We start from the raw sequence: 26782 nt of genomic DNA, 5'->3' as shown, positions 1-26782 counted from the left end.
AAGTCGATTTATTTTATCCTGAACAGGGAAGGAAGAAATTCAGATGAGTACGATGAAGATGGGAATCCTGCTGCTGGCTCTGCTCCTCGCTGCGTGCGGCTCAGCCAAGAGCGGTGCCAGCGAGCATGCAGGGCATGGACAGGCCCAAGGGCAAGCGAAGACGGAAGGGCACAGTGCGGGCGCCGAGGGGCATGGGGAGCATACGGGGGCGAGCCAGCCGGCTGCAGACACGCAAGTGGTGTGGAAGCTGAATCCGGAGCAGCCTCAGGCGGGCCAGGACACACAGGTATCCATGGAAGTGCGGGACGCAAAGGGGGAGCCGGTCGAGAAGTTCGATACCAACCACGAGAAACTCATGCATCTCATTGTGGTCAGCAAGGATCTGAGTTATTTTGACCACCTCCATCCTGCTTATGAAGGCAAGGGCCGCTTCGACATTACCACCAAGCTGCCCGCGGGGGGAGAATATAAGCTCTTCGCGGACTATGTTCCTGCCGGAGGTTCTGCCACAACGGGCAGCGAGTGGGTGAAGGCAGAGGGGACTGCGCCTGCCGCTAGGCCGCTGGAGCCGGACAGCCAGCTGACCCGTACGGTGGAAGGGAAGGAAGTCACACTGACCACAGGTACTCTGGCGGCAGGCCAAGAGGTGATGCTCACCTTCCATCTGTCCGACGCGGAGACGAAGCAGCCGATCCGGAACCTGGAACCTTACCTGGGAGCTGTAGGGCATGTCGTGATATTGGATGCGGCGGCCGAGCAGTATCTTCATGTACACCCGGTGGATGAGAAAGCCACAGGACCGGAAGCCCAGTTCATGACCACGTTCCCGAAGAGCGGGACTTATAAAATTTGGGGACAGTTTCAACAAAGCGGCCGGACCTTTATTGTTCCTTTCACTGTAAAGGTGGGTTGAGCTCCCCAGCCGTACGTACCCGTGCCCGCGCAAAAAACACCAGCCGCTGCTAGCGATCCGGCTGGTGTTTTGCTGTTATATGTACTAGGAGGCGACTTCCCGCCGGTCCGCCTGTGCCGCGTCGAAGTGCCGATAGCCCCTCCCATAGAACACGACAGAGCTCAGTACCACGGCGGACATCACCGAGAACAGCGTTTCTCCCCCGTACGCGGTCAGCAGATAGCCGCCGATGATCGGACCGATGAATTGTCCGATATTCGAGAACGACTGCGCTCCGAAATAAGTGCCCCTCATGCCCTCCGGCGCCAGCTTGTCGATCAGCACATTCCCCGCGGGGAACGTCAGAATTTCCCCAACCGTGAAGAGGAACATCGAGAGCATGAACGCCCACCAGGCTCCTGAGAGGGCATACCCGAGATTCCCCAGCGCGAAGAATACGGTTCCCGCGGTGATGGCCGTCAGAGCCGTCCGGTGCTGGAACAGGCGCGAGAGCGGTACCTGCAGCGCGACGACGGTCACCGCGTTCAAGGTCATGAGCAGGGCGAACAGGCCGGCTCCGTCGGCCAGGCGGTCACCCACATACTGCGCCAGCGTGACCATCATCTGCGAATAACTGATGGCGCCGATTATCGAAGCGCCGGTATAATAACGCAGGACCTTATCCTCGCGAATGACGCGCCAAGCTGCCGGGATCGTGACCCCGCTGCGCTGCTCCCCCTCGATCCGGTCGATACCGAACACCCGAAGCAGAATGTAGAGGGCGCAGGCATAGACAAGATAAAGGATGCCGGTCAGCAGAAAAGGAAGCCAGGCCTGCGCCGCCCCGGCATAAGCGCCGGCGAGCGGCCCGATGGCTACGCCGATGTTGACGGCGAGGTAGCGGAGGGAGAAGACGTTCAGCCGTTTCTCCCGGTCGGTGACGTCTGCCATCAGCGCCTGGGATACCGGCTCGTACAGCGATCGGGCCAGCCCGTTCAGCATGTTGAGCAGCATGAACGTGAGCGGCGCTGTCGCCGCGGCGAAGCCCGTGAAGACGACGACCCAAGCGAGCAGGGCCGCCATCAGGAGGCGTTTGCGCCCGAAGCGGTCGGAGAGCGCACCGCCAAGGAAGCCTCCTGCGGTGCCTGCGAGGGAGCCGAGGCCGATAATGGCGCCGATGAGCAGCGGGCCGAGCTCCGATTCCCGGGCTAGATAGATGGCAAGGAAAGGCATGCTCATGGAGGAAGCCGCGCGGGCCATGACCGTGCCAAGGAGCAGCACATGCACGATCGGGTGGTAAGCCCGGATGAATCCGGTGAACCGGTATTTTCCGGATTGAAGCAGCGTGAGAAACATAACGGAAGGAAGGCCTCCTTTTTAACCTTAGGTCAAGCCGCGAATAATTGGGTTTCATTATACAGGAAATATTTGGCGGTGCACAGGGGGGCGTGGATAAGGTCTGCCGCCTGCCTGGAAGAGGCCGCTTGCCCCTGGGGAAGCCGCAGAAAAAAGGGGCCCGGCGTCCCGGCATTCGTGCGATTCCGGATTTCTATGGGTAATGTTTGTTATACTACATAGGAGCGTGTCAGATTTTAGGAGGCTTAGGCGATGCACATCCCTTCGTTGCTGCTCGGACTGGTCTTTATTCTGAATATCATCTTGGCTCTGATCGTCATTTTCAAGGAGAGGCGGGATATCGGATCTACCTGGGCCTGGCTTCTCGTGCTGTTCTTCATTCCCCTGCTCGGCTTCGTTTTGTATCTGCTTCTGGCCCAGAATTTGAAGCGGTACCGGCTGTTTCAATGGGAAGATCTGCACAAGATTGGTATCCATGAGATTGTCGGCACCCAGCTGGCACAGATGGACTCGAGGGAGTTCGGGTTCCGCAACCAGGCGGCAAGCCGCAACCGGGAGCTGATCTATATGCACCTGATCAACAATCAGGCGCTGCTTACCGAGGAGAACCGGGTCGAGCTCTTCACCGACGGCAGGGCGAAGTTCGACCGGCTGTTCCGGGATATCGAAGAAGCGCGGGAGTATATCCATCTGCAGTATTACATCATCCAGAATGACAAGCTGGGCAGCAGGCTGATCGAGGCGTTAACGAAGAAGGCGAGAGAGGGGCTGAAAGTCCGCGTCCTGTACGATGAACTGGGGTCCCGGGGACTGAACAAGCGCTTCTTCCGTGACTTCCGCGCGGCCGGCGGAGAGGCGGAGGCCTTCTTTCCGTCGAGATTCCGTCTGCTCAATTACCGTCTGAATTACCGCAACCACCGGAAGCTCGTCATCATCGACGGCACCACAGGGTACGTGGGCGGTTTCAACGTGGGGGACGAGTACCTCGGGCTGCATCCGAAGTTCGGATACTGGCGTGACACGCATGTGCGCATTCAAGGGCCGGCTGTCTATGCCATGCAGATCCGGTTCATCCTGGATTGGAATCAAGCCTCGCAGGATTACGATATCACCTATGGGCCGGGTCTCTTCCCGGCTCTGGAGAGCGGCGGGGAGGTAGGGGTCCAGATTGTCACGAGCGGTCCTGATACGGAGTTCGAGCATATCAAGAACGGATACCTGAAGATGATTTCTTCCGCGAAGTCATCCATTTATATCCAGACCCCCTATTTTGTTCCCGATGCCAGTATTCTGGATGCGCTGCGGATCGCTTCCCTGTCCGGCGTGGAGGTGAACATCATGATTCCCGATAAACCGGATCACCTCTTCGTGTATTGGGCATCGCTCTCCCATATCGGGGAGCTATTGAAGACGGGAGCCCGGGTGTATCAGTACGGCAACGGGTTCATCCATGCGAAGACGCTGGTGGTCGATGAGCAGATCGCTTCGGTCGGGACGGCGAACATTGACGTCCGAAGCTTCCGACTGAACTTCGAAGTGAACGCCTTCCTCTATGATGAAGGAATATCGCGTACATTGACCGCTGCCTTCCAGGATGACATCCGGGTGTCCCGCCTCCTCACGCTGCAGGAGTATGAGCGGCGGTCCGCGTGGATCCGCGCGAAGGAATCGGTCTCGAGGCTGTTGTCTCCCATCTTATAAGGGGGAGGCCGAAGCAATCGCAAGGAATGGAAGGAGAGAGAAAAGGGTGGTTGGAAATCATCGATGGATTACGCCGCCACGCATACTGGCTGCAGGCTTTGCCTTCATCATAGGGATCGGCACGCTGCTGCTTGCCCTGCCTGCGGCTTCGGCCAGCGGGCGGCCGATCGCTGTGATGGATGCTTTGTTCACTGCCGTCTCGGCCACGTGTGTAACCGGTCTGGTCGTCATGGACACGGGAACCAGCTTCTCGTTGTTCGGGCAGATTGTGATCCTGGTCATGGTTCAGCTCGGCGGGATCGGCTTCATGACGACTGCGACATGGATCGCTCTCGCGCTAAGACGAAGGATCTCGCTGCGGGACCGGCTGGTTCTTAAGGAATCCCTGAACCAGAACACGGTGGAAGGGATCGTCAGGTTGATTATCAAGGTATTCATCTATGCAGTTACGGTGGAGAGCGCTGCGTCTGTCGTCTTCGCGCTGCAGTGGTCAGCGGAGATGCCTTGGAAGCAGGCTCTTTACTACGGTCTGTTTCATTCGGTCTCGTTGTTTAATAATGCCGGCTTCGAGATTATCGGGGGCTTCGCTCCCTATGTGCAGCATGTGGGCATCAACCTCGTCTCGATGTTCCTGATTGTGGCCGGCGGCCTGGGGTTCATCGTCATGTCCGATGTCGTCGATTATCCGCGTACCCGGAAGCTGTCCCTGCACAGCAAGGTGGTCCTGGCGATGTCGGGGATTCTGACGGTGATCAGCACGGTCATTTTCCTCGTCTTCGAATACGGGAACGCCCGGACACTGGGCGGTATGGATTGGGATGCGAAGCTGCTTGTATCCGTGTTTCACGCGATCAGCCTCCGTTCGGGAGGTATCAATACCGTAGATATTGCCGGATTGGGCCCGGCAACCCAGTTCATGATGGTCATTATGATGTTCATCGGGGCGGCGCCGGGTTCGACGGGAGGCGGCTTGAAGATTACGACATTCGCCGTGCTGGCCGGTGCCGTAAGGGCTGCCATGGCGGGCAAGGAGGATGTGGTGCTGTTCCGCAACCGCATCCCGAAGCAGGACATTCAGAAGGCCGTGACCTTGACGGTCATCGCCGTGGGAACCATTGTGCTGGCGACGATGCTCCTGTTAACCGTACAGGATGAAGACTTCATGACCGTGCTCTTCGAGACGACATCGGCTTTCGGAACGGTGGGGCTGAGCATGGGGCTGACCCCGAACCTGACACCGGCGGGCCAGGTGATCATTATGCTGCTGATGTTCACCGGAAGGGTGGGCCTCGTCACATTGGCCTTCGCGATTCAGAGCCGGCCGGGCAAGGAATTGTACCGGTATCCGGAAGGCAAAATTACGATTGGATGATGTGATGCGCCGCTGATTGATGTGATGCACCGCGAATACCCCAAAAAGCCGACGCCAGAAGAAGCAGGCGTCGGCTTTTTGGGGTACGACAGAAGGGGCAAGTGTCTGAAGTGAAGAGGGGGCCAGCTTACGACAGGGCGGACAGGATCCGCTGCAGCTCGGCTGCCGTGCGGGGAGGCGTCCGGCTGTCCCGGACGGACGCCGGGAGCGCCTCCCACAGCCCTAGGAGCAGGGGCGGCTCGATACCGATCGCACGCAGCTCATCCTTGCGGGCGAACACCTCGTGCGGCGTGCCTTCGATCAAGGAGCGTCCCCCGTCCATGACGAGGACCCGGTCGGCCCAGGCATACGCCAGATTCGTATCGTGCGTAGCCATGACGACCGTCACGCCGTCCCGGTGCACCCGGTCCAGCTCATCCAGGAGCCCGCGCTCCGAAGCCGGATCCAGGTAGGCCGTAGGCTCGTCAAGCAGCAGCAGCTCGGGCTCCAGTGCGAGCACGCCAGCCAGGGCGGTCCGCTTCTTCTGGCCGAGGCTGAGCTGGTGGATCGGCGTATCGGCCAGCGGGGCAAGCCCCATCGACTCCAGCATGCGGCCGGTGCGGCGCCGGATCTCCTCCTCGGCGACTCCGATATTCCGCAGCCCGTAGGTGATATCCTCGTAAGGCGTATTCAAGATGAGCTGGTGCTCCGGATCCTGGAAGACCAGCCCGACCTGCTGCCGCCAGGCACGCAGGTCTTTGGCGTGATAAGAGACCGGCTGGCCTCTCCGGAGCAGCCTGCCGGCCTCCGGCCGATGGATCCCGATGGCTTGGAGGAAGAAGGTGGACTTGCCGCATCCGTTGTGGCCGCAGATCGCCGTTCTCAGCCCGGTATGAATCGCAAGCGAGAGGCCGCAAAGGGCCTCTGTTCTTGTACCCGGGTAGCGGAAGCTGACGCCGTCCGCTTCCAGCAGGGGAGCCTGCGTCTGAGCCGGGTGGTCTGTGCTGGTCCTCATAGGAGTCCCCCCCAGCGGAGCAGGGCTTCCGCCGTGCAGAGCAGCACCGCGCCGAGAACGGCTTCACGCCGGTAGCGGGCCGGCAGCGGGGTGCCCCGGACAGGGGCCGGCAGAATCTCGCCCGTGTATCCCCGCGAGGCCAGGCCGTGCGATAGTCCTCTATAGCGTTCCATCGTCCGGCCGAACAGGCGGAACACGAGCACAGCCGTGTCCTGCAGCCGTCGCCGGAAGCCGTATTGTCCGCCCCTGGCCTGCTGGGCAGTGTACAGCTGCTGCGCGGTATCCGTGAGGAGGAAGAGGAAGCGGTACATGATCTGCATAAGCTCCAGTACCAAAGACGGCACCCGGAGCGTTCTCAGCACGAGCAGCAGCTTCGGGAACGGCGTCGTCAGCATCAGGAAGAACATACAGCAGAGGCCGGAGAGCATCCGCAGGAACAAAGAGCCCGCTGTCTGCAGGCCCGATTCGGTGAAATAAACGGTCCACGAAGGCAGCGCGGCGAGCGTCCAGCGGGCCCCGGTACCCGGGGATCCGGCGGGAGCGAACTCGATGACCAGCGCAGGCAGGCTTGCGGCATAGAACAGACAGGCGCTGCCGAGCAGCGTAAGGTAGAAGAAGAGCGGAACCCGGGCATGGCGTACCGTCCAGTGTACCATCCAGAGGATGATGAGCAGCTGGACGGGCGCATGGGCCTCGTAGGAGAAGAGCAGCAGGCCGGCAGCCAACCCGCATTTCCACAGCGGAGAGACGTCCTGCATCCGGTTGGTGTACGATATCGTATCGATCTGCCGGATCATGACGCGTCGTTCGTTCCCTTCGATTTGGCTGATCTGCCTTTGAAATAGCCGATGACATAGCCGATGAAACCGGCGCCGGCGGCGGCCTGAAGGGCAAAGAGCATACTCTCGGTTTCGGCCGGAGGCTCCATCAGCGGCGTGAACCAAGGCTTATAGGAAGGGGCGAGCGTGCCGATCATTTCCTCGGCCGCCCCGTCGGCGCCTCCGAACTCTCCCTGGACGAAGAGCAGGGGCGCTGCTGCCAGCAGGACGACGGCGGTGAGCAGCAGCAGGCTTTTGGCGGTATTAGTCATGAGTGCGGACTCCTTTCATTCGGCGCTGCAGCACGGACAGCTCGCCTGGACTGTAAGCCTGCAGCCAGTTCCAGATCAGGACCGTCAGCAGCCCTTCGGTAATGGCGAGCGGCACCTGCGTGACCGCGAAGATGCTTCCGAATTTGACCAGCGAGCCGAGGAAGCCGCCGCTTTCGGCAGGGAACGCCAGGGCCAGCTGTACGGACGTGACGATGTAGGTGGTCAGGTCAGCGGCTGCTGCTGCGGCAAAAATGGACAGCTTCGGTCTGCCGGAGAGGTTCGACAGGGAGCGGTACACCGCATACCCGACCATCGGGCCGGCTACCGCCATGGAGAAGGCATTCGCGCCGAGCGTGGTCAGACCGCCATGGGCCAGCAGCAGCGCCTGGAAGAACAGCACGATGGAACCAAGTACGCTCATGGGGAGCGGCCCGAACATGACGGCCCCGAGCCCGGTGCCGGTAGGGTGGGAAGAGCTGCCCGTCACCGACGGGATCTTGAGGGCCGACAGCACGAAGGTGAAGGCGCCGGCGAGGCCGAGCAGGAGCTTGAGCTCGGGCGCTTCCCGCGTGATCCGGGTGATCGCCCGCAGGCCCAGCACGAAGAACGGCAGGAACGCCGCCCACCAGAACAAGGCCCAGCCGAGCGGCAGGAAGCCCTCCATAATGTGCATAGCATAGACGGATTCCGGCGATCCGAGCAGCAGATAGACGGTGAGTCCGAGGATAAGAAGCAGGGTGTGGACCCCTTTGGAACTTTGGCTGATCACTTGCATTCCTCCCGTGATGATGATGGCATAAACACAAAAAACCAATCCCAGGGGATTGGTCACGGGTACGTCGCAATAGACGGCAACGTGCTCTATTGCCGCATCATGGCTCGTACACCTCACCTTTCCGCGAAGGCGTCTGGGTGCATGGATTAGGTAGGTCTCCTGGCTCTCGGTTCTTCGTCTTGCGCCCGTCTTCCCTGATGTTCTGTGCCATCAAGTGACATGGGTGGGCGGGGACTCCCCGAATACAGTGGCGGGACCGCTCGGGACTTTCACCCGATTCCCTGTTACCCCCGGCACTATGCCAGGGCACCTAATCTTTTCCTCCTCAACGTAACATAAAGTAATGACTTTGTCCAACATATGTGCTACTTTTTAGTTAATTTGTGTCACGAAAAGAAGGGCCGTTTTTTCGCTGCATTACCCGAGAAGGGAGTATGGGGAGATGGCCCTCGTCCCCCACTCCGCTCTTATGACGCGCGGACAGGCCAGCGGATCATCCGCTGGCCTCTTCGGCATACCCGGGCGGGGCGCTTATTTGCGCTTCGCCTTTTTCTTCGGAACCTGGCTGACCGTTGCCTCGACACCCGGGATAACCGGGGAAGGGCAGAATTCGTCGCGGACCGTATACGTTACGATGTGACATGGAACCGGAACGCAGTGATGCCGGTTGACGATCTCCACGTTGTGGATCACTTCCACAATTTGGGGATGGTAGAAGTCGCGGTATACCGTGCGCGGAGGATCGACGACCCGGCGGGTAGGACACTTCGGACAAGACATTTGGTTTCACCCCGTTTCTCTTTGGGAACTCCATACCAGTGTATGTGTCCCCGGGGCATTCGGTCTGTTTGTTTGTCCTGGTCCGCGTCAGGAAATGACTTTGGTTTCCTTCGCTTTCTCCGCCGCCCGCCGGGTATAGGGACCGAGCGGCTTCTTCAGCCCGAGCGCCAGCGCATAGCTGACCGGGATGAAAGCGAGCAGGCCGAGCGTATCCCGGACGACCGTCTTCGGCAGCATGCCGCCGACCGTTTCCCTCAGCAGGGAGATGGCGTACGTGAAGGGGACGTAGGGATTCACGCTCTGGAAGAACGGCGACGCGGTGCTGATCGGGAACGTGCCGCCGGAGCTCGTGAACTGGAGCACCATGAAGATGATCGCGATGCCCTTGCCGGTGTTGCCGAAGACCGACACCAGCGTGTACGTGATCGTGACGAAGACGGCGCTGATCAGGACGGCGAAGAGGACGAACCAAGTCTTATCCACCACGTAGGCTTCGAGCAGCAGCAGATCGCCGACTGTCAGACAGACCGCTTGCATGGCTCCGATCGTCAGGAAGGTCAGCAGCCGCCCAAGGTACAGCTCGTAGCCCTTGTAGAGGCCGTAGGAAGCATCGACATCGATCCGCAGCAGCGAGATGAGCAGCGTGGCGCCGACCCAGAGCGACAGTACGGCATAGAAGGGGGACATCGCGGACCCGTAATTCGGGATGGGGTATTTGCGGTTCTCCTCAATGAGCACGGGGCTCGCAAGAAAATCGCTCTCCTGCCGGATATCGCCCCGCAGCAGACGGGCGAGCTCGTCGATATCGCCGCTGCGTCCCTTCACCTCCCGGATCTTATCCGCCGCCTTGCGTACGGCGCTGTCGAGCGCGGGAAGCTCCGTGCGGACGAGATCTGCCGCCTGATGCACACCGGACTCCACCAGCGGGAGCTTCTCGCGGATGAGAGCGGACATCCGCCGAATCTCCTCCTCGGTCTTCGGCAGGTCGTCCCGCACATAATCCGCCGCTTCGTGTACCCGCTGTCCGACCTTGGGCAGATCATTCTGGATGAAAGGCACCGACCGGTTCAAGGCATCCGTGAACCGCGTCATGTTGTCCCCGATGGCGGCTGCGGCTTCGCTGACGCCAGCCCGGATCTGGGGAAGGTCCCCGGACAGCGCCGCGAGCTGCTCCTGGCCGAAGGCGATCCCGGCCTGGGCGTCCTTGAGCAGTGCCTCGATATTCGGCATCTGGCCGGCTGCCGTCTGCAGCACGTCGGCGGCATTCTTCGCCGCCTGCTCGAGACGTGTCAGCGCTTCGGCGGCCGCGGGGACGATCTCGCTGTCGTAGCGGGCCAGGATCCGGCCGAGGTCCGCGCTGATGTCCTTGGACAGGGCATTCAGGGACTTCACGAGCTCCTTGGCCGGCTGCTCCCCCTGCCGTAGCGCCGAAGCGATACCGTGGGTGAGCCCCAGCTGGCGGTTCATCTTAGCCTGGGTATCCTTCAGCCGCGTGACGGTGTCCGTCAGCACGGGGCTCTGCAGGCTGCCATTCAGCCGCGTCAGCAGGTCGATGGTCGTGCCGAGGGCCTGGGTGCCCGCGGTAAGGCGGTCCTCCACGAAGGAGAGCAGGGCCAGGGCCGCCTGCGGATCGAGGTCCGCCGCTTGGAGCGCCGCCGTCAGCTGGGTCACGGCATCCGCCGTTTGCTGCAGGAGCAGCAGATTCTGCTTCACCACGGGCGGGATCGCGGCGAGGGCCGCATGGTGCTTCTCCAAGAAGCCGGAGAGCCCTGCAGCGAAGGCGCTTCCGTCAGCGGCAAGAGCCCCCAGCTTCGGCAGTGCAGCCAGTGCCGCATCCACTACGGCTCCGGCTTTGCCGGCATCCTCCGAGGCTATCTTCAAGGCATCCTCCACTTTATAGAAGTTCCGGTCAAGCTCCGTTACCAGGCCGGCCGCCCTCTGCAGCTCGGGCAGCTTCCCCTGCAGCCGGACGATGGCGTCCCCCGCTGCCAAGATCTGAGGCCAGTGCTCTTCCACCTTCAAGACGGCGGCGCCCGCCTCCTCGAGCTGCGGAATCCGCTCTTCGAGCCCGGCGACCCGTTCTGCCTTGGCATGGATCTCCGGCAGCCTGGCTTCGAGCGCCAGCACTTTCTGTCCCATAGCGGCGATCTCCGGCAGCTGCGCCTCGAGCGCCAGTACGCCGTTCTCTACCCGGCGGATGCTGGGCAGCTGCTCCTCCAGCTGGATACCGGCCTCCCGAAGCTGGGTCAGGACGGCTTCGCTGGCGGTAGAGATGAAGTTCTCCCGGATCTGTGCCGTTACGGAAGAGGCTCCGCTGCCGGTGATTTTGGGGGCGACGGCATTGATTTTTTCATTAACCGTATAGACAATGGCAGGTTTCTGCGGCTGTCCGCTGAGGATACTGGTCATCTTGGCGGAGAAGTCCGGAGGAATGAGCAGGGAAGCGTAATAATCTCCTTCATCCACGCCCCGCTCCGCTTCCTCCTCGTCCACGAAGGTCCAGCCGAGCTTCTTGTTTTCCTTGAGGCTCTTGATCACCTCTGAGCCCACATTCAGCGTCTTGCCCTGCACTGCGGTTCCTTCGTCCAGGCTCGTCACGGCGACTTTGATGCCGGCGGTGTTGGCGTAGGGATCCCATACCGCCACGAGATTCACCCAGTCGTAGACGGAGGGCAGCAGCATCAGGGCGATCATCAGGAAGATGCCGGTGGGCACCTTGACGATATTGCGCCAGTCTTTGGCATAAATCTCGAAGATCTTCATGACTCGGTTTCCTTCCTTTAGCTCGATTGGTTTAATTTAACCATCGGCAGCGGAGGCGATGCAGTGTAGAGGCCGCTTTAGGGATGCGCCATTCGTGTGTACGGATGAATAAATAAAATGCCAGTTAGTATCCAATGGTTAGCTGACTTCATATAATACACCAACTTGGGCGGGAGGTCTTTTAACGTGCATGACAGCGGTCCATTAGTTGGCATTCAAAGCGAGAAACTGCAGGATATCATCCAAAAGAGCGTCGTGTTGGTAAAACTCTATGAAACGTTACTCATGGAGGCTCCTACCGAAGCAGAAAAGAAAAGGCTGAGGCAAATGCATACCGATAGCATGAAGGCCCTTTCGGACACGGCCTCCCTGTACATGAAATTAACCGGAAAACCGCCGACCATTTTACCAGTCACCCTACCTAGTTTTGCAAAATATATGGACGGGATTGAAACGGCCATACTTTATAACATCTATCTTTCTAGGCAATATGTGCAATTGACATCTACGGTCGTACCCGAGTTATTAAGTTTGGTTTTGAGAATTTCCGCAGAAAAAAACACCCAAGCCGCGAATTTAAGTTTTATTTATGCAACCCGCTTAAGCGGCAAACAGGAATTACTCCATGGATGAACAGGTGGTTTTCAAGTGAATCAATGCGGAACAATCTATGGCGTTTCTTTAGAGCAGTTGCAAGAGCAGGCAAGGCTGCTGCTTGAAATCAACGGATATTACGATCAACTGGTTGGCATGGCCCCCGATCAAGAACAGGCGGATCTTCTGAAGAAGCTCAGAACCGAAAATGCCCTGAACATGAAAAGAATCGGCGAATTATATCAAGCCATCTCCTGTACCGAACTGAAAATTCCACATGTAAAATCACCCCATGTTAAGAATTACTTAGAAGGATTGAGTAAAGTAAGATCGCTCGAAGAGGAAATACTCCCTAAATTTGTAACCATGTATTTAGGAGCTCCAAACATCTACTATACGGCTGAATTTACAAGTATCAGAGGCATCATTGCTGTTCTCGCGTCTACCCCCTTTCTGCACGGATCGCTGCTGCAATACTTGATTACCAAAAATTTATTCCCAAACCGGGGTGAAAATCAATATGACCCAGTGCGGAAAAATGTTGGGAATTACTCCTGAACAAATCATCGAAAACTTGAAATCGGTTATGGAATCCCAGAAGCATAATGAAAGGCTGCTTGCTCTAACAAAAGATCCCAGGCAGGCTGAGATCATAAGGGTGCTCATTCAGGATAACAGAACAAACTTTGACGTATTAAAAGATGTATACAAGCAAATGACATGCGATCCGCTAGTGCTTCCTTCTATCACCGAGCCTACATTTACAAGCTATTTGGAAGGAATTCAACTTGCGATTATGCAGAAAGCTGAACAATTCGATCGTTTGTTGCACCTATATTACACCACGACTTCGGAAACCATTCAAAAAGCTATTCTTTTTCAAGCATCTATGATACTCGTTCATTTGAGATACCTGGATTATCTCCTTATTAAAAATTCAAGCCAACAACAGGATACTCTCAGCCACAGAACCGAACATCCATTTCAAAGATGACGCCCATGCCGGGCATACCAAATAAATCCCGACAGACTCTGGTCGGGACTTATTTTTCCTTTGTCTTTGTTTCTCCAACTGAAATAGCCCTGTACTCCCACAGAACCTTTTCGATTTCTTCAGACTGCGTTTGCCTGCACTGTATGATGACAACCACTTCTGGTTTGGGTCTGCCGGGAGAGCGGGCTGTTTTTTGCTTTTTATGACTAACGATTGCAACTCCCCCAAAACCGATACCAAACCCTAAAATGGCGTAAAACAATCCCCAAAGTATGGGGCCTAATGTGAATACGAATCCAATGCTTGCCCCAACCACCCCGAAAGCTGTGGCCAGAGCCATTCCGACTTCAAAGGCGCGGGCATTCCGTTCTTCCGATCTGAATGTGAGCTGTCTGGGATCGGGTGCGTATAGTTTCATCGGTATAGAAAGAATATCGCTTTTTTCAACACCCATTTTTTCCACAACAGCTAATGCTTCTTCAAGCTCGAGGGTTTGCTCAAATGTGCTGACTAGTAACATCTTCCCCTCCTGTTAAAGGGAAAATGCGGATATTCTCTCCCTTATAGCGTTCTTCAAAATATTGCTGTTGTTCAACCATAAACAGATGATTTTGATCAACTGCTAAAATGTATCCGTAATACACAGAACCCCCGAGAACCGATGGCATATATAGCAGCCACTGTACGTTTAGTACCGCAATCGATTCTTCAAAACGTCCATAAAACAGCAAATATATCGAATCGTAGAAATTGGCCATGGAGGCAAAAATCCACCACCAAAGTACGTTATAAATGCCAAGTGCGACTTTTTGGTTATACAATAGCCCCAGTCCCGGAAAAGCAAATGACCAAAATGCACCCATGATCGGGTTTTTTCTTTCTAGGAACTGGATTTCCACCGGATGAATAACCATCGGCTTTATTCGGGCATTTTCAAGCTCAGCCAGATGACTAACCCGGTTGTATGTAAGCGTGGAGCGGTAACTGTTCCACAAAGTGAAAATATATATCACTAAGTATCCATACATCCAACGGGGCTGCAGGGTTGCTTTGGCCAAATCAAAACGTCCGCAAAACGAATACACCATTGCTTCGTTAAAGCGACTGAGCAAATTAACAAAAACCTCTGCTAACGTGAGCAGGATGCCTCGTGCGTATTGACCATGTAAAACCTTTCCGAAACCGGAAAATGAGGCAGCCCACCACAAAGCTAAGTAGGGGCTCCGCCTCCAAAGATAAGTGATCCCATCAGCACTATGGAGCAGACGAGGCCTTCTTGGTGTTTTGTCATTATTCAAAAAAACACCCTCCAAAACATAATACTTACATCCCATTATGGGGGTTTTTCTTAGACCTTAAACATTGGGGAATTCCACCCAAGCCATATATGTATTTATTTTCCATTTTATTCGAAGGGGCAATCACCCGGTTTCATCTCGGGGAATAGCCTGAAGTAAACCGTTCGCTGGAGGAATGTGTTATGCGCTCGTACTACGGTGATATCACGAAATGTGAATCTTTACCCTTGGAGTTTCCGCTTCAAGATCAACCCGGTCAGCCTGGGATTGAATCGATGATGATTCCAAGACCGGTGTCAGAAAATCCCCTTCACTACGGGACAGGGAAATTACGCGGCAAAGTGGCTATCATTACCGGAGGAGACAGCGGAATCGGACGCGCTGTCGCTTATTTGTTTGCCAAAGAAGGCGCAGATATCGCCGTCGTTTACCTGAATGAGCATAGTGATGCCATGGAAACAAAGGAGCGCATTCGGCAGCTGGGCCGCAGATGCTTGACCTTCGCCGGTGATGTAGGCCACGAATCGTTTTGCCGACAGGTCGTCCAGCAGACGGCAGCCGAATTCGGCAGAATCGACACCTTGATTAATAACGCCGGTGAGCTTCACGTTATGTTGAACTTTGAGCAATTGTCTGCAGAACAGCTTGAACGTACGTTTAGAACGTAAGCGTCAAACTCTCCACACCTTCAACTACTAACCTAGCTATGAGATCATGAGATTAACCTGAATACGGAGGGTAACTCATGAATGCCAAAGAACAACGCAGACAAGATTGGCACACACGTATCGCAGCCTATCGGGCAAGTGGCCTCACGATGAAAGCTTGGTGCTACGCAAATCATTGTTCTGTCGAACAATTGAAATATTGGCTGTACAAAATAAAGCGCGTATCATCCTCGGCTACTCCAGATCCAAAGACTTCTCCCGTACAGTTTGTACCTCTTGCCACTGTAGATCCACCTGGAAGCGTTTCTCCTGCTTCTTCTCTAATCCTTCATATCGGTGAAACCAGTATCGAGCTTCATTCCGGCTTTGACCCAATGCTTTTGCGCGAAGTGATTCACGCGCTTACTTCACCATGCTGACCTTTCCAAGCCATCAGCGTGTGTTTCTTGCTTGTGGTTCCACCGATCTGCGCAAGTCGATCGACGGACTTGCTGCCATCGTTCAGGAAAGCTTTGGTCTGAATCCGTTCTCCTCCGGCTTATTCGTATTCTGTAACCGGGCATGCAACAAGCTCAAAATTCTATATTGGGATCACAATGGGTTCTGGCTTTACTATCGCCGCCTAGAACGTGGAAGATTTCAATGGCCTATAGGCAAGGAAGACGTAGTAGCCATTTCCAGCAGGGAGCTTCGCTGGCTGCTGGATGGTCTTTCACTTAGCCAGCAGCAAGCCCATCCCAAGGTTAATGCCGTTACCGTCATTTAGACACATCTTTGTAATCATTTCGTCATAGGAAATTACAGGGAATAGGTTTTTGCCTGATGGCGGCATTCGCGACCTGCCCTGCAGTATCAGAGACAGCGAGGCATGGAAGCCGATCGTGTTCACCGATGCGGTTGCACGCCAAGTAAGCGGTCGTGCGGTGGAGGAAACGCGCGGCGTGCTTGAATACATTCAGCATATCGAAATTTCCGAACTGCTTGAATATACCATATCAGCGGCAATAAATATTTTTTGTACTTATGGTCATTATTATATTTTGTGAATTTTCCGTGTAATATCAATATATTAAGTTATAAATAACCCCGGTCTGTATACAAACCCGAATAAATATTGAACCTATGGTCATAATTGTTTACGTGAGGAAAGCGGTTGTGATAAAATAAAAAGGACAATAACCGGATTATAGCAAGCGACAGAGGGGAGATAGAAACGAATGAATCGCGAGCTGAAGAAGGAACAGACAAGGCAGCGGATTAAAGATGCCGCGCTTTCGCTGTTTGCCGAGCAGGGATATGAAACGACAACAATTGAACAGGTGGCTAAGCTCGCAGGTGTCGCCAAAGGAACTTTTTTTAACTATTTCGCTTCGAGAGACGAGCTTATTTGTGAGCTGCGGAGTATCTTAGTCATGAACGAGGTGGCGAAGCTGAAGGACAAGCCGGGACCGTTAATCCCGCGCATGCGAATGTTCATATTCGAGCTTGTGCAGCAGCTGCCGCATAATAAATCGGTGACGCGAGCGCTATTTCAAGGCTTCTTAGGGAGCGGTCCGGCGCTTGAACTTATTGAGCAGCTGATGGAAGCCATCGTTCCGCTTATATCGCATGGACAAGACAATGGGGAGCTGCGTAAAGACATGCCGGCTACGATGATCGCCCGGCTTACGATACAGACATATTACGGAGCGTTGATCGTTTGGTCGATGAGTAATGAAGACGAGGGGCTTAACGAGCAGATTGCGATCACGTTCGATCTGTTTTTCAAAGAAATTGCAGCTTAAAAGCGGCTTGAAAAATGAACTCCCGGCAGGCGTAAACGGCCGGAGGGGAGTTCATCCATTCATTCATTGGAAGATGCCTGAGAAGGAGGATTAACATGATTTACGATTGTGCAATCATTGGCGGGGGCCCGGCTGGACTCAATGCAGCATTAGTTCTAGGCAGGGCAAGGAGAAACGTAGCTTTGTTCGATCATAACAAGCCACGAAATGCCGTTACGCATGCTTCACATGGTTTTCTTACACGCGATGGTGTTACACCAGCAGAATTTCGGCGTGTCGCATACGAGGAGGTGCTGAAGTATCCGTCAGTAGAGCATCATCCCGTTGAAGTTACGGATATTCGCAAGCTTAATGCAGGATTTTTAATATCTACACACGAGGGGGAACAAATTCAAGCTCGCAAGCTATTGTTCGCTTCAGGCTTGCAAGAAACATTGCCAGATATCCCAGGTGTCAGGAATTTATATGGAAAAAGCCTCTTTTACTGTCCATATTGTGACGGCTGGGAACTCAGGGACAAATCGTTATTTGTGTTGTGGGATCATCCCCGCGTGTTCCAACATGCAAAGTTGCTCTATAATTGGAGTCGCGATCTTATCGTCTGTACCAATGGCCCTGGCATTCTGACTAATGAACAAAAGCAAATATTAGCTTCCCGTGACATCGTTGTCTCTGAACAATCTGTATCAGCTTTTCATGGTAGTGATGGCAAGTTGCGGCTAGTGGAGTTCACGGACGGATCTAGAATAGAGAGAACAGGCGGATTCATTGCACCTAAGTGGGTCCCACGGGCTGGTTTTCAACAAGAACTTGGTTATGCGGTAAACGATCTAGGTGGAATCCTAACCGATGGAATGGGAAAAAGTACGGTACCTGGTTTATTTGCAGCTGGGGAAGTGACCACTGGATTCCCCTCACAACTCATCGTGGCTGCTGCGGCTGGCAGTATTGCTGCCGCCAGCATTAATCTGGAATTGACAGAAGAAGCCTTTAGTTCCTGAAGGGCTTGAGGTCTCATAGTTAAGCCCACGGCCTGTGACCAGATGTGGGCTATTTGACGCTTACTTTAGAACCAATGTTTTTTCTTACTTTTATTTTGCAAAAGCGGTCGCCCCGCATCTGAAAGCAGGGGGTACCATTATCAATACGAGCTCGATTGCGGCCGTCGAAGGCTTCCCCGGATTTGTCGATTATTCCGCATCCAAGGGGGCTGTTTCCTCGTTTACCCGCGCTCTAGCGGTATCTCTTATCCCTAGGGGGATTCGAGTCAACGCCGTTGCGCCGGGAACCGTTTGGACCCCTCTTGCTGCATCATCGTATCCGCCCGAGGTCTATCAAACCTATGGAAGCATTACTTTGGTCAAACGAACAGCTCAGCCAGTAGAAATCGCACCGGCCTATTTATACTTAGCCTCCGGCGATTCTTCCTATGTGATCGGTCAAACGATTCATGTTAACGGCGGCGCGTTTTTGGGGAATTGAGGCTGATATCCCTGATATACGCAACAAGTGTCTCCATACGCTCAGAATCCCTGGGGTCTTCAACATTGTTTGTATCGATTCACGTATATGTGGCTTAGAAACGGAGACAATTTCTGGTTTTTTGTGACGACTGTCGGGGAATCAAGAGTGTATGGATACAGGTTTTTCGGCGGAAGATGGAATCCATATTCCATTGCATTGAGAAATGTGGTTTCCTTCCATTGTTCCCCGATTCCAACGCTATACTAAAACAAACACGGCTTCCTCCAGCTCGGGAATGCGCTCCTCGAGACAGGCGACATTCTCCGTTTTGGAGCGGATGGCGGGCAGCTTCGCTTGGACCTCCAGCTCCTTCTGCCCCCTAGCCGCGAACTCCGACAGTCAGGCTTCCTGCGCCAGCACGCCGTCTTCTAAGTGGCTTCGTTTGTCCTCCGCGGCCCCCGGGTAAAAAGAGTCATGCTGCGTGTAGAAAGGGCGGCATTCTGCCTATACTACCAAGATGAGACGGCAGGAATGAAAAACCGAACCAGGGAGGATGAGAAGCATGACACAGCTGGATCAGATCACGGCATGGCTGGATTCGCATAAGGGACAAACGCTTCAGATTGAGAAGAGGGAGCAGGAGGACCTTGACCTCACGAGCATCAGGCTGGAGAATGTAAGCTGCCGGGACGGGATTCCAAACCGGGGGGACGACTATATCCCGCGCCGGGAACTTGTACTGCATGGAAGCGGTACGATCCTGAACGGGGAGGAGAATCCTCCGCTCCCGCAGGATCAGTATGAGATTCCGCTCGCGGGCGAGTGGCACGGAAGCGAGCAGGGGGAGGCGCTCCGCCTCGTGACCGAACGGGCGACGTATCAGATTACTGCCAAGTAACGGAAGTCTACGGTCTGGGCAGCGGAGCAAGAGAAGAGCCGGCGGGGCGGGATGCCCTGCCGGCTTTTTTGGGCGCCGAAGGATGCGATCCACTTCATGGAGTCGATCGGCAAAGAAGCCGTCAAGCGGCGTATACAGATGAACCGCCAGGTCAAGGAGGGGCTGCGTTCCATGACGCATATCACGCTGCGTACACCGCTGGAAGAGAGCTTGTCCGCCGGGACTGCAGCAATCGAAGCGGCCGGATATACCGTGGAGCAGGTCGTCAACCGTCTGCTGCGCAAGAACATTATCGCCACGGCAAAAAAGCCCCCTGAGGGGGCGGTATGTACGAGCGGCGTACCGGTTCCGTGACCGACAGACCGGCCGGCGCTGGAGGCCCAGCCGGTCTGTGTGCCGTGGTCCGCTCTAGATCAGAGCGGAAGCGGCCGCTTTCTTAGATGAAAGTGCGAGTCACGATAACCAGAAGGATGAAGAGTACGAGGATGACGCCAACCGTTGTGAAGCCGCCGTAGCCGACGCCGTGGCCGTGACCGTAACCTGCGCCCATCCCTGTATGCGCGTTGAGATGTGCATGTGTGTGAAGCCCTGCGTCCAAACCAAACCCTGCGTCTACACCAAATCCTGCCATCGTTTAACCACTCCTTATTTGTTATTTCTGTATATTCTATGTGGCAGGAGTGGAGATGCGCTGGGCATGTGTCCCCAAGCGGGCGAACTTGGGTAGACGCCCTCTTCGTTTAACCATTCCTCAGGAGTCGAAGAGGAAATGAAATTCGGGGTGCCTGTAGACACACAGGAAGTTCGGATCCCGGCTGAGGAACGTATCAATGTCCTCGGGGGTGTAGAGGCCGTGATCGTTGTGCAGAGCGATGCCGGCGCCGTAGTAGTAGCTCAGCCAGATGAGCTTGGAACAGTAGACGGAGGTCCACGGGTCGTGCAGCGGCACTTGAAGCGAGAAGGAGAACGGCGGACGGACGACCCCGCTCTTGCGGTTGCGTTCGCTCTGTTGGTAATAGGAGTAGGCGAGTTCGGCGGCTTTCGTGCCGACAGACGGATCCTTCGGACGATAGACGGCGGCCGTCGGATGGGGTTCGAAGAAATCTTTCTTGGGAACGACGCGGATATAAGGGTAGTTCATCACGGCTTCCACCAGGTGCTGCGGTCCGATGGCGATCGCACTGTGGCCGAGATACCCTGTCGGGATCATCAATTCGTTGTCGCAAGCGGTCAGAATATCTCCCGCCCGCAGCTCAATGCTCTCATAATCCATGTTCATTTCACCTGCCCGTAACATTGTATTCAGCTTTTCCGTCCAATATATGTCCCCGTCCGTACGGAAATTTGTAAAAATTCCCCCACCCCTGTGATACAATGGGGGCAAGATTCTGCCAAACCCGGGACGGCAACGGCCGCCTGCCGGGATTTCGGCTTCCTTACATTCTCTTACTTTAGAAGGGGCAGGTATGGCAACGATAAACGATGTAGCGGCAAAAGCGGGCGTCTCGGTGACGACGGTGTCCCGCGTGCTCAATAACAGAGGATATATCAGCGAGGCGACGCGCCGTAAGGTGTACGAGACGATGGAAGCGCTCCATTACCAGCCTAACGAAATTGCCCGTTCACTGCTCAAAAAGCAGTCCAATCTCATCGGACTCATCGTTCCGAACGTATCTCATCCCTTCTTCGGCGAGCTGGCAAGCCATGTGGAATTCCACGCCCACCGCAGCGGATTCAAGGTGCTGCTGTGCAACTCCCACCTCGATCCGGCGAAGGAGCGGGATTATATCGAGATGATGAAGCGCAACCGGGTAGACGGCATTATCATGGGCTCCCATACGCTGGAGGTGGAAGAATACCGCAACCTCCGGCATCCGATCGTGACGGTCGACCGGCTCATCGATGAGAGCATCCCGTATATCTCGGCGGACAATTACCGGGGCGGTGAGCTCGCGGCGCAGCATCTGGTGGTCAAAGGATGCCGCAAAATCGCGCATATCTGCGGGAATCTGGAGCTGCAGCTGCTGGCTAACCGGAGAACGGACGCCTTCCTGGATACCGTGCGGCAGCATGGGATTCAGCATGTCGTCGTGCAGACGGATATGAACGTATTCGACCAGAATCAATACGAGGTGAAGATCGAAGAATTATTCAGGGAGCATCCCGACATTGACGGGGTCTTCGCCACCTCCGACATCATCGCGGCCTTCGCGGCCAAGATCTGCCGCAGGCTCGGCAAAGAGATACCGCAGGATGTGCGGATCGTCGGCTATGACGACGTGAATGCGGCCTCCTGGCTGCATCCGGCGCTGACGACCGTAAGGCAGCCGATCGGTGAGATCGGGCGGCTGGCCGTGGAGCTCATCATGAAGCAGATGGACGAGGAGCTTGCCGTCCGCGAGCATATTCTTCCTGTTGAACTGGTTGAACGGGAAACGACTTAACTTTTTTATTCCCACGAACCCTTGCTGCATAAGGGTTCGCTGTTTTTTTATATGGTATGTCAAAGGATTGATATGTCAAACGATTGACATATTGCCGGAACCCGCACTATAATACGTTTGAAAGCGGTACTCATCATCACCTGCTACAGAACAAACCATTCGTCGAACGGGGGAAGCAGCATGAAAAGTAGAAAGAGACTGAGCGCATGGATCTTATCTTTGGCACTGGTGACAACGGTTACAGCCTGCAGTTCATCGGCTCCGCAGGGGGATTCGGCAGGTGCCGGCGGCGCATCGAAGGAAGTGAAGATCACCTTCCTGAACTCCAAAGGGGAGATCCAGCAGCAGCTCGAGGAAGCCGCCAAAGTCTTCAAGACGGATCATCCTGATATTGCGATGGAGATCATTCCGGTTCCTGCCGGACAGTCGCCGTTCGAGAAGGCATCCGCCCTGTACGCCTCGGGCAACCCCGCTACCATCACGATGCTGGACCCGTCCGACGTGATCAAATTCAAGGACCGCGTAGCCGATCTCTCGGGGGAGAAGTGGAAGGCGGACGCTGTAGACAAAAGCCTGGACGGCTCCACGGTGGACGGAAAGATGATCGCGTTCCCGCTGGCCATCGAAGGGTTCGGGTTGATCTATAACAAGGCGGTGCTGGACAAGGCGGCGGGCGGCAGCTTCGATCCGTCCTCGGTCAAGACGAGGCAGGATCTGGAGAAGCTGATGGGCCAGATCAAGGCCTCCGGCACAGCTCCGCTGATCATCTCGCCCATGGATTGGTCCCTCGGCGCCCACTATCTCTCGCTTGCTTACTCGGCCCAATCGCCGGATACGGCGAAGGTGGCGGCGTGGATCGGGGAGCTCAAGGCCGGGAAAGGCGATCTGGCGAACAATAAGGTGTTCGGCGGCCTTATGGATACGTTCGATCTCCTGATGAAGAACAACATCGACGAGGCATCCGCATTGTCGGGGACGTACGAGCGGGGGCCCGAAGTGCTCGGCAAGGGCGAAGTAGGCCTATGGTTCATGGGCAACTGGGCCTGGCCGCAGATTCAGAGCTTCGATACGGCCGGCGGACAGTACGGCTTCCTCCCGGTTCCTCTGAGCGACAACCCGGAAGACTTCGGCAACTCGCAGATCGCTGCCGCGGTCTCCAAGCGGCTCGTGCTCGACAAGGAGAGAAGCACGCCCGAGCAGCTCGCTGCCGCCAAGACGTTCCTGAACTGGATGGTCTATGAAGAGAAGGGGCAGGATTTCCTTGTGAACAAGGCAAGCGTGATTCCGGCGTTCAAGAATATCAAGCTGGAACCGCAGGACCCGCTGGCGAAGTCCCTTAAGGATTACATCGCACGCGGCAAGACGCAGGAAGCGATGGGCACCCTGCCTGCTGACCACTGGGCGAAGAATGGGGCAGCCATGCAGAAGTACCTGTCCAAGACAGGGGACCGCGCGGAGCTGATCCAGGATATCGAGAGCTACTGGAAGTCCGTCAAGTAGCATTCCGGCATACGCACGCCTGTCGCTACGCGAAGCCAATTCATCAGCCTTACGGCAATGGATAAGACGGACACCGTCTTGTCCATTGCTTTTATCCGCGGATATCCGCTTCATCCGGAAAGGAAGGGAACTCATGATCGCTGAGAAAGGGCGCCTCAACCGGATCCGTACGCGGCTCCTGTTCACCGGCCCCACGTTGTTTGCGTTTACGACCGTTATGATTCTGCCGTTTGTCTTCGGCATCTATCTCACATTTACGAATTGGGACGGCATTTCGACGGAGCTGACCTTCGTCGCCTTCGAGAATTACGTCTCGGTGTTTCAGGATACGGACTTCTGGAAATCGTTCTACCTCACGCTGAAATTCGTTGGAGCTACCGTGGTGGGCATCAACGTGGTAGCGTTCGGTCTGGCCTATCTGCTGACCAGCGGACTCAAGGGGCAGAGCGTCTTCCGGGCGGGCTTCTTCGTTCCGAATCTGATCGGGGGGATTGTTCTTGGCTTTATCTGGCAGTTTATTTTCTCCAATGTGCTGGTCTATCTCGGGAAATCCTACGGCATAGGACTGTTCCGGGCATCGTGGCTCGCCACGCCGGACAAGGCGCTCTGGGCTCTCATTATTGTAACGGTTTGGCAGTATGCCGGATACATGATGGTGATCTATGTCGCGGGGCTGATGAACGTGCCGAAGGATATTCTCGAGGCGGCCTCCATCGATGGCGCCAGCGGCTGGACCCGGCTGCGGCGCATGGTGCTGCCGATGATCGTCCCGTCATTCATCGTCTGCGTCTTCTTGTCGCTGCAGCGGGGATTCCTGGTCTATGACGTGAACTTCGCCCTGACGAAGGGCGGGCCGTTCAAGAGCACGGAGATGGTTGCCATGCATGTGTACGAGAAGGCGTTCCGCTCTCATGATTACGGGGTAGGCCAGGCGGAAGCGTTCATCTTGTTCCTTCTCGTCACGGCTGTGACACTGGTGCAGGTATACTTCAGCAAGAAGATGGAGGTGGAAGCGTAATGAAAGCTGCAGGGAACAAAGCTTCCGCTTCATGGGCCCAGGTTGCGCTGCTGACCGCCGGCCTCTTCCTGTTTATCGTTCCGTTCATCCTGCTCTTCGTCAATTCGTTCAAGGCGAACAAGCAGATCACGTCCAGCCCGCTGGCGCTGCCGACCGACTGGAATCTGTCCAACTATACCAGCGCTTTCTCCAAAATGAATTATATGGACGCCTTCGTGAACTCGGTGATCATCACGGCCGTCAGCGTGCTGCTCCTGTCCTTGTTCTCTTCCATGACGGCGCACTACTTGGTCCGCCACCAGACCCGCTTCAATCAATACACGTTCTTCCTCATGCTCTCCTCGATGATCATTCCGTTCCAGGCGCTGATGATTCCGCTCGTGAAGATCTACGGCTCGATCGGCATGCTCGACAGCAAGTGGTCGCTGATCTATATGTACGTCGGGTTCGGAAGCTCAATGGCGGTGTTCATCTATCACGGCTTCGTCAAAAGCATTCCCGCCGAGCTGGAGGAAGCGGCGATGATCGACGGGTGCACGCGTACGCAGACGTTCTTCCGCATCGTCTTCCCGGTGCTCACGCCGACCACCACGACGATCGCCATCCTGAATGTGATCTGGATCTGGAACGACTTTCTGCTGCCGTCCCTGGTGCTCGTCGAACCGGAGGAGCGGACGCTGCCCTTATCGACCTTCTACTTCTTCGGCACCTACACCGTGGACTACGGCCCGCTGATGGCGGGGCTGATGCTGACGATACTGCCGGTCATCGTGGTCTACTTGTTCGCGCAGCGGTACATTATTCAAGGGGTCATGCAGGGCTCCATCAAATAAAACACGAGGGAGGGCTCCTTATCCAGTACACGAAAGAGCAAGCCGACCGTTACATATCCGATCACAAACATGAAGTCCGGGAGGCGTACCGCCTAAACTATCATCTCATGCCCGAGCTCGGCTGGATGAACGATCCGAACGGATTCATCCACTACGGCGGAGCCTACCATCTGTTCTACCAGCATTACCCTTACGCGTCGGTCTGGGGACCGATGCACTGGGGGCATGCGGTCAGCCGCGACCTTATCTCATGGGAGTACCTTCCTGTCGGCCTCGCGCCGGACATGCCGTATGACAGCGGGGGATGCTTCTCAGGCAGTGCGGTGGAGAAGGACGGCACGCTGGTATTGATGTACACGGGACATGTGGTTACCGGGCCGGACAAAGACAAGGATTATTATCAGACCCAGAGCCTTGCTGTCTCGGGGGACGGGGTGAATTTCGTTAAAGCGGACGCGAATCCGGTCATCGGGCTGCAGCAGATTCCAGAGGGGGTCTCCCGCAAAGATTTTCGCGATCCGAAGGTATTCGAACGGGACGGCTTCTATTATGCTGTGCTGGGATCCAATGACGGCCGGGGGAATGGGCTTGTACTGCTCTACCGGTCGCAGGATCTGCTGACATGGGAATTCGCGGGTATTCCTGCGAAAAGCGACGGGTCGCTTGGCGACAATTGGGAATGCCCCGACTTCTTCCGCCTGGAGGGGCGGGATATTCTTGTAATGTCGCCGCAGCGGGTACCCGCCCAAGGGGATGATTACCAGAACCTGCACTCGACCACTTATATGATCGGGGACCTGGACCTGGCCAAGGGACAGTTTGACTACAGCCTCTGCCGCCCCGTCGATTACGGCTTTGACTTCTATGCACCGCAGACGGCATCGGATGAACGGGGACGCCGCATTCTCATCGGATGGATGGATATGTGGGAGAGCGGCATGCCGACGCAGGACGGGCATCACTGGGCCGGAGCCATGACGCTGCCGCGGGAGGTAGTGCTGTTGGACGGAGACCTCAGGTTCCGCCCGGTCCAGGAGATTGAGGCGTACCGCACCGATCCGTATGAGCTTCAGGGCACCGCCCTGCAGGGGGAGCTGGAGCTCGAGACGGGCGGCGACAGCTATGAGCTTCAGGTGGAGTTCGAGGCGCGCCAGGCATCCGTCTTCGGCGTGAAACTGAGGACTAGCAGCGATGAAGAGACCGTAGTAGCGTACCTTGCTGCGGAAGAAAAGCTGGTGCTGAACCGCAACCGTTCCGGCACCGGGCCGGGAGGCGAGCGCCGTACCGAAGCCGTGCTGGAGAGGAACAGGCTGGCGCTGCGGATCTTCGTGGACCGTTCCTCCGTGGAAGTGTTCATCCAGGGAGGGCGCAAGGTGATGACGGCCCGCATCTATCCCGGCGAAGAGTCCAAGGGGATCAAGCTTTTCTCCGAAGGGGAGTCCTTCGTCGCGAAGCTGCGGAAGTGGGATCTGGCGGTACCGCAGCCGGGTTCGCAGACGCAGGAGACGCTAACCGCCGACGGCGCATGGCAGCGGCCCCTGAGAGTCAAGTCATAGTAAAAAAG

General features: G+C 56.0%; 31 protein-coding genes and 1 riboswitch. Of the genes, 20 read left to right on the top strand and 11 right to left on the bottom strand.

What is annotated here, in order from left to right:
• The first annotated feature begins 43 nt into the window (after positions 1-43).
• The gene (locus O9H32_RS25545; protein WP_269868956.1) at positions 44-913 is read left to right on the top strand and encodes a hypothetical protein; all 870 of its coding nucleotides are present in this window, start codon (positions 44-46) and stop codon (positions 911-913) included.
• An 84-nt stretch (positions 914-997) separates the two neighbouring features.
• Here the strand turns inward: O9H32_RS25545 and O9H32_RS25540 are convergent, their stop codons facing one another.
• Positions 998-2248: an MDR family MFS transporter gene (locus O9H32_RS25540; RefSeq protein WP_269868955.1), complete on the bottom strand. Its 1251-nt coding sequence runs from the start codon at positions 2246-2248 to the stop codon at positions 998-1000.
• Positions 2249-2500: 252 nt separating this feature from the next.
• Here O9H32_RS25540 and cls point away from each other — a divergent pair, with 252 nt between their 5' ends.
• Complete coding sequence (gene cls / locus O9H32_RS25535) at positions 2501-3949, top strand: cardiolipin synthase (RefSeq protein ID WP_269868954.1); 1449 nt, start codon at positions 2501-2503, stop codon at positions 3947-3949.
• A 46-nt stretch (positions 3950-3995) separates the two neighbouring features.
• Positions 3996-5321, top strand: a complete 1326-nt coding sequence (locus tag O9H32_RS25530) for a TrkH family potassium uptake protein (protein ID WP_269868953.1) — start codon at positions 3996-3998, stop codon at positions 5319-5321.
• Positions 5322-5448: 127 nt separating this feature from the next.
• Here O9H32_RS25530 and O9H32_RS25525 read toward each other — a convergent pair whose 3' ends face one another.
• The 6 genes from O9H32_RS25525 to O9H32_RS25500 all read right to left on the bottom strand — a co-directional run bounded on the left by O9H32_RS25525 (position 5449) and on the right by O9H32_RS25500 (position 11723).
• Positions 5449-6315, bottom strand: a complete 867-nt coding sequence (locus O9H32_RS25525) for an energy-coupling factor ABC transporter ATP-binding protein (RefSeq protein ID WP_269868952.1) — start codon at positions 6313-6315, stop codon at positions 5449-5451.
• Positions 6312-7112 carry a cobalt ECF transporter T component CbiQ gene (gene cbiQ / locus O9H32_RS25520; protein WP_269868951.1) on the bottom strand — a complete coding sequence of 267 codons (801 nt, stop codon included), beginning with the start codon at positions 7110-7112 and terminating at the stop codon, positions 6312-6314. The genes O9H32_RS25525 and cbiQ overlap by 4 nt, the downstream gene beginning before the upstream one ends.
• Positions 7109-7405 (bottom strand): energy-coupling factor ABC transporter substrate-binding protein, encoded by a 297-nt coding sequence (locus tag O9H32_RS25515; RefSeq protein ID WP_269868950.1) that lies wholly within the window; start codon positions 7403-7405, stop codon positions 7109-7111. Before O9H32_RS25515 ends, cbiQ begins: the two co-directional genes overlap by 4 nt.
• Positions 7398-8174, bottom strand: coding sequence for an energy-coupling factor ABC transporter permease (locus O9H32_RS25510; RefSeq protein WP_269868949.1), 777 nt, complete (start codon positions 8172-8174; stop codon positions 7398-7400). The genes O9H32_RS25515 and O9H32_RS25510 overlap by 8 nt, the downstream gene beginning before the upstream one ends.
• A gap of 138 nt (positions 8175-8312) precedes the next feature.
• Positions 8313-8509, bottom strand: a riboswitch (cobalamin riboswitch).
• 202 nt (positions 8510-8711) lie between these two features.
• Positions 8712-8960 carry a hypothetical protein gene (locus O9H32_RS25505; RefSeq protein ID WP_269868948.1) on the bottom strand — a complete coding sequence of 83 codons (249 nt, stop codon included), beginning with the start codon at positions 8958-8960 and terminating at the stop codon, positions 8712-8714.
• 87 nt (positions 8961-9047) lie between these two features.
• Positions 9048-11723 (bottom strand): YhgE/Pip domain-containing protein, encoded by a 2676-nt coding sequence (locus O9H32_RS25500; protein ID WP_269868947.1) that lies wholly within the window; start codon positions 11721-11723, stop codon positions 9048-9050.
• Between the two features lie 186 nt (positions 11724-11909).
• On the opposite strand from O9H32_RS25500, the gene O9H32_RS25495 reads away from it, so the two are divergent.
• The 3 genes from O9H32_RS25495 to O9H32_RS25485 are packed head-to-tail and all read left to right on the top strand — an operon-like array spanning position 11910 to position 13311.
• Entirely contained in the window at positions 11910-12356 is a 447-nt protein-coding gene (locus O9H32_RS25495) for a hypothetical protein (protein ID WP_269868946.1), read from the top strand.
• Positions 12357-12371: 15 nt separating this feature from the next.
• Entirely contained in the window at positions 12372-12875 is a 504-nt protein-coding gene (locus O9H32_RS25490) for a hypothetical protein (RefSeq protein ID WP_269868945.1), read from the top strand.
• The gene (locus O9H32_RS25485; RefSeq protein WP_269868944.1) at positions 12838-13311 is read left to right on the top strand and encodes a hypothetical protein; all 474 of its coding nucleotides are present in this window, start codon (positions 12838-12840) and stop codon (positions 13309-13311) included. Before O9H32_RS25490 ends, O9H32_RS25485 begins: the two co-directional genes overlap by 38 nt.
• A 49-nt stretch (positions 13312-13360) precedes the next feature.
• Here O9H32_RS25485 and O9H32_RS25480 read toward each other — a convergent pair whose 3' ends face one another.
• Together O9H32_RS25480 and O9H32_RS25475 are read right to left on the bottom strand one after the other, a co-directional pair.
• On the bottom strand, positions 13361-13831 hold the full coding sequence (locus tag O9H32_RS25480) for a hypothetical protein (protein WP_269868943.1): 471 nt from the start codon (positions 13829-13831) through the stop codon (positions 13361-13363).
• The gene (locus O9H32_RS25475) at positions 13809-14609 is read right to left on the bottom strand and encodes a hypothetical protein (protein ID WP_269868942.1); all 801 of its coding nucleotides are present in this window, start codon (positions 14607-14609) and stop codon (positions 13809-13811) included. The genes O9H32_RS25480 and O9H32_RS25475 overlap by 23 nt, the downstream gene beginning before the upstream one ends.
• Positions 14610-14791: 182 nt before the next feature.
• On the opposite strand from O9H32_RS25475, the gene O9H32_RS25470 reads away from it, so the two are divergent.
• The 9 genes from O9H32_RS25470 (at position 14792) to O9H32_RS25430 (ending at position 19777) form a co-directional block, all read left to right on the top strand.
• Complete coding sequence (locus O9H32_RS25470) at positions 14792-15277, top strand: SDR family NAD(P)-dependent oxidoreductase (protein WP_269868941.1); 486 nt, start codon at positions 14792-14794, stop codon at positions 15275-15277.
• Positions 15278-15354: 77 nt separating this feature from the next.
• Positions 15355-15696, top strand: coding sequence for an IS66 family insertion sequence element accessory protein TnpA (gene tnpA / locus O9H32_RS25465; RefSeq protein WP_269868940.1), 342 nt, complete (start codon positions 15355-15357; stop codon positions 15694-15696).
• Complete coding sequence (gene tnpB, locus O9H32_RS25460; RefSeq protein ID WP_269868939.1) at positions 15690-16043, top strand: IS66 family insertion sequence element accessory protein TnpB; 354 nt, start codon at positions 15690-15692, stop codon at positions 16041-16043. Before tnpA ends, tnpB begins: the two co-directional genes overlap by 7 nt.
• Before the next feature lie 49 nt (positions 16044-16092).
• Positions 16093-16323, top strand: a complete 231-nt coding sequence (locus tag O9H32_RS25455; protein WP_269868938.1) for a hypothetical protein — start codon at positions 16093-16095, stop codon at positions 16321-16323.
• A gap of 171 nt (positions 16324-16494) precedes the next feature.
• Positions 16495-17061 (top strand): TetR/AcrR family transcriptional regulator, encoded by a 567-nt coding sequence (locus tag O9H32_RS25450; protein WP_269868937.1) that lies wholly within the window; start codon positions 16495-16497, stop codon positions 17059-17061.
• A gap of 95 nt (positions 17062-17156) precedes the next feature.
• Positions 17157-18062: an NAD(P)/FAD-dependent oxidoreductase gene (locus O9H32_RS25445; protein WP_269868936.1), complete on the top strand. Its 906-nt coding sequence runs from the start codon at positions 17157-17159 to the stop codon at positions 18060-18062.
• Between the two features lie 34 nt (positions 18063-18096).
• A complete protein-coding gene (locus tag O9H32_RS25440) occupies positions 18097-18543 on the top strand; it encodes an SDR family oxidoreductase (RefSeq protein WP_269868935.1) in 447 nt (148 codons plus the stop codon).
• Between the two features lie 544 nt (positions 18544-19087).
• Positions 19088-19423: a hypothetical protein gene (locus O9H32_RS25435; protein ID WP_269868934.1), complete on the top strand. Its 336-nt coding sequence runs from the start codon at positions 19088-19090 to the stop codon at positions 19421-19423.
• A gap of 51 nt (positions 19424-19474) precedes the next feature.
• On the top strand, positions 19475-19777 hold the full coding sequence (locus O9H32_RS25430) for a hypothetical protein (RefSeq protein ID WP_269868933.1): 303 nt from the start codon (positions 19475-19477) through the stop codon (positions 19775-19777).
• 82 nt (positions 19778-19859) lie between these two features.
• Here O9H32_RS25430 and O9H32_RS25425 read toward each other — a convergent pair whose 3' ends face one another.
• Both O9H32_RS25425 and O9H32_RS25420 read right to left on the bottom strand, forming a co-directional pair.
• Complete coding sequence (locus O9H32_RS25425; protein ID WP_269868932.1) at positions 19860-20054, bottom strand: hypothetical protein; 195 nt, start codon at positions 20052-20054, stop codon at positions 19860-19862.
• 120 nt (positions 20055-20174) lie between these two features.
• Positions 20175-20696, bottom strand: coding sequence for a C40 family peptidase (locus tag O9H32_RS25420; RefSeq protein ID WP_269868931.1), 522 nt, complete (start codon positions 20694-20696; stop codon positions 20175-20177).
• Positions 20697-20889: 193 nt separating this feature from the next.
• Between O9H32_RS25420 and O9H32_RS25415 the strand changes: the two genes are divergently transcribed.
• From O9H32_RS25415 to O9H32_RS25395, 5 genes are all read left to right on the top strand, one after another.
• Complete coding sequence (locus O9H32_RS25415) at positions 20890-21867, top strand: LacI family DNA-binding transcriptional regulator (RefSeq protein ID WP_269868930.1); 978 nt, start codon at positions 20890-20892, stop codon at positions 21865-21867.
• A gap of 180 nt (positions 21868-22047) precedes the next feature.
• Positions 22048-23367 (top strand): ABC transporter substrate-binding protein, encoded by a 1320-nt coding sequence (locus tag O9H32_RS25410; RefSeq protein ID WP_269868929.1) that lies wholly within the window; start codon positions 22048-22050, stop codon positions 23365-23367.
• A 133-nt stretch (positions 23368-23500) separates the two neighbouring features.
• Positions 23501-24385, top strand: coding sequence for a carbohydrate ABC transporter permease (locus O9H32_RS25405; protein WP_269868928.1), 885 nt, complete (start codon positions 23501-23503; stop codon positions 24383-24385).
• On the top strand, positions 24385-25218 hold the full coding sequence (locus O9H32_RS25400; RefSeq protein ID WP_269868927.1) for a carbohydrate ABC transporter permease: 834 nt from the start codon (positions 24385-24387) through the stop codon (positions 25216-25218). Before O9H32_RS25405 ends, O9H32_RS25400 begins: the two co-directional genes overlap by 1 nt.
• Positions 25215-26774, top strand: coding sequence for a glycoside hydrolase family 32 protein (locus tag O9H32_RS25395; protein WP_269868995.1), 1560 nt, complete (start codon positions 25215-25217; stop codon positions 26772-26774). Before O9H32_RS25400 ends, O9H32_RS25395 begins: the two co-directional genes overlap by 4 nt.
• Positions 26775-26782 lie beyond the last annotated feature (8 nt).

It is taken from the genome of Paenibacillus caseinilyticus, assembly GCF_027533645.1.
Taxonomy (GTDB): domain Bacteria; phylum Bacillota; class Bacilli; order Paenibacillales; family NBRC-103111; genus Paenibacillus_G; species Paenibacillus_G caseinilyticus.
The sequence above is the reverse complement of the archived record's forward strand: the minus strand, read 5'-3'. Positions and strand labels throughout refer to the sequence as shown.

Coding starts and splice junctions, on each gene's coding strand:
- O9H32_RS25545 (WP_269868956.1), top strand. CDS start 44: ATGAGTACGATGAAGATGGGAATCCTGCTGCTGGCTCTGCTCCTCGCT.
- O9H32_RS25540 (WP_269868955.1), bottom strand. CDS start 2,248: ATGTTTCTCACGCTGCTTCAATCCGGAAAATACCGGTTCACCGGATTC.
- cls (WP_269868954.1), top strand. CDS start 2,501: ATGCACATCCCTTCGTTGCTGCTCGGACTGGTCTTTATTCTGAATATC.
- O9H32_RS25525 (WP_269868952.1), bottom strand. CDS start 6,315: ATGAGGACCAGCACAGACCACCCGGCTCAGACGCAGGCTCCCCTGCTG.
- cbiQ (WP_269868951.1), bottom strand. CDS start 7,112: ATGATCCGGCAGATCGATACGATATCGTACACCAACCGGATGCAGGAC.
- O9H32_RS25515 (WP_269868950.1), bottom strand. CDS start 7,405: ATGACTAATACCGCCAAAAGCCTGCTGCTGCTCACCGCCGTCGTCCTG.
- O9H32_RS25505 (WP_269868948.1), bottom strand. CDS start 8,960: ATGTCTTGTCCGAAGTGTCCTACCCGCCGGGTCGTCGATCCTCCGCGC.
- O9H32_RS25500 (WP_269868947.1), bottom strand. CDS start 11,723: ATGAAGATCTTCGAGATTTATGCCAAAGACTGGCGCAATATCGTCAAG.
- O9H32_RS25485 (WP_269868944.1), top strand. CDS start 12,838: ATGACCCAGTGCGGAAAAATGTTGGGAATTACTCCTGAACAAATCATC.
- O9H32_RS25480 (WP_269868943.1), bottom strand. CDS start 13,831: ATGTTACTAGTCAGCACATTTGAGCAAACCCTCGAGCTTGAAGAAGCA.
- O9H32_RS25470 (WP_269868941.1), top strand. CDS start 14,792: ATGCGCTCGTACTACGGTGATATCACGAAATGTGAATCTTTACCCTTG.
- tnpA (WP_269868940.1), top strand. CDS start 15,355: ATGAATGCCAAAGAACAACGCAGACAAGATTGGCACACACGTATCGCA.
- tnpB (WP_269868939.1), top strand. CDS start 15,690: ATGCTGACCTTTCCAAGCCATCAGCGTGTGTTTCTTGCTTGTGGTTCC.
- O9H32_RS25450 (WP_269868937.1), top strand. CDS start 16,495: ATGAATCGCGAGCTGAAGAAGGAACAGACAAGGCAGCGGATTAAAGAT.
- O9H32_RS25445 (WP_269868936.1), top strand. CDS start 17,157: ATGATTTACGATTGTGCAATCATTGGCGGGGGCCCGGCTGGACTCAAT.
- O9H32_RS25435 (WP_269868934.1), top strand. CDS start 19,088: ATGACACAGCTGGATCAGATCACGGCATGGCTGGATTCGCATAAGGGA.
- O9H32_RS25430 (WP_269868933.1), top strand. CDS start 19,475: ATGCCCTGCCGGCTTTTTTGGGCGCCGAAGGATGCGATCCACTTCATG.
- O9H32_RS25425 (WP_269868932.1), bottom strand. CDS start 20,054: ATGGCAGGATTTGGTGTAGACGCAGGGTTTGGTTTGGACGCAGGGCTT.
- O9H32_RS25420 (WP_269868931.1), bottom strand. CDS start 20,696: ATGGATTATGAGAGCATTGAGCTGCGGGCGGGAGATATTCTGACCGCT.
- O9H32_RS25415 (WP_269868930.1), top strand. CDS start 20,890: ATGGCAACGATAAACGATGTAGCGGCAAAAGCGGGCGTCTCGGTGACG.
- O9H32_RS25410 (WP_269868929.1), top strand. CDS start 22,048: ATGAAAAGTAGAAAGAGACTGAGCGCATGGATCTTATCTTTGGCACTG.
- O9H32_RS25405 (WP_269868928.1), top strand. CDS start 23,501: ATGATCGCTGAGAAAGGGCGCCTCAACCGGATCCGTACGCGGCTCCTG.
- O9H32_RS25400 (WP_269868927.1), top strand. CDS start 24,385: ATGAAAGCTGCAGGGAACAAAGCTTCCGCTTCATGGGCCCAGGTTGCG.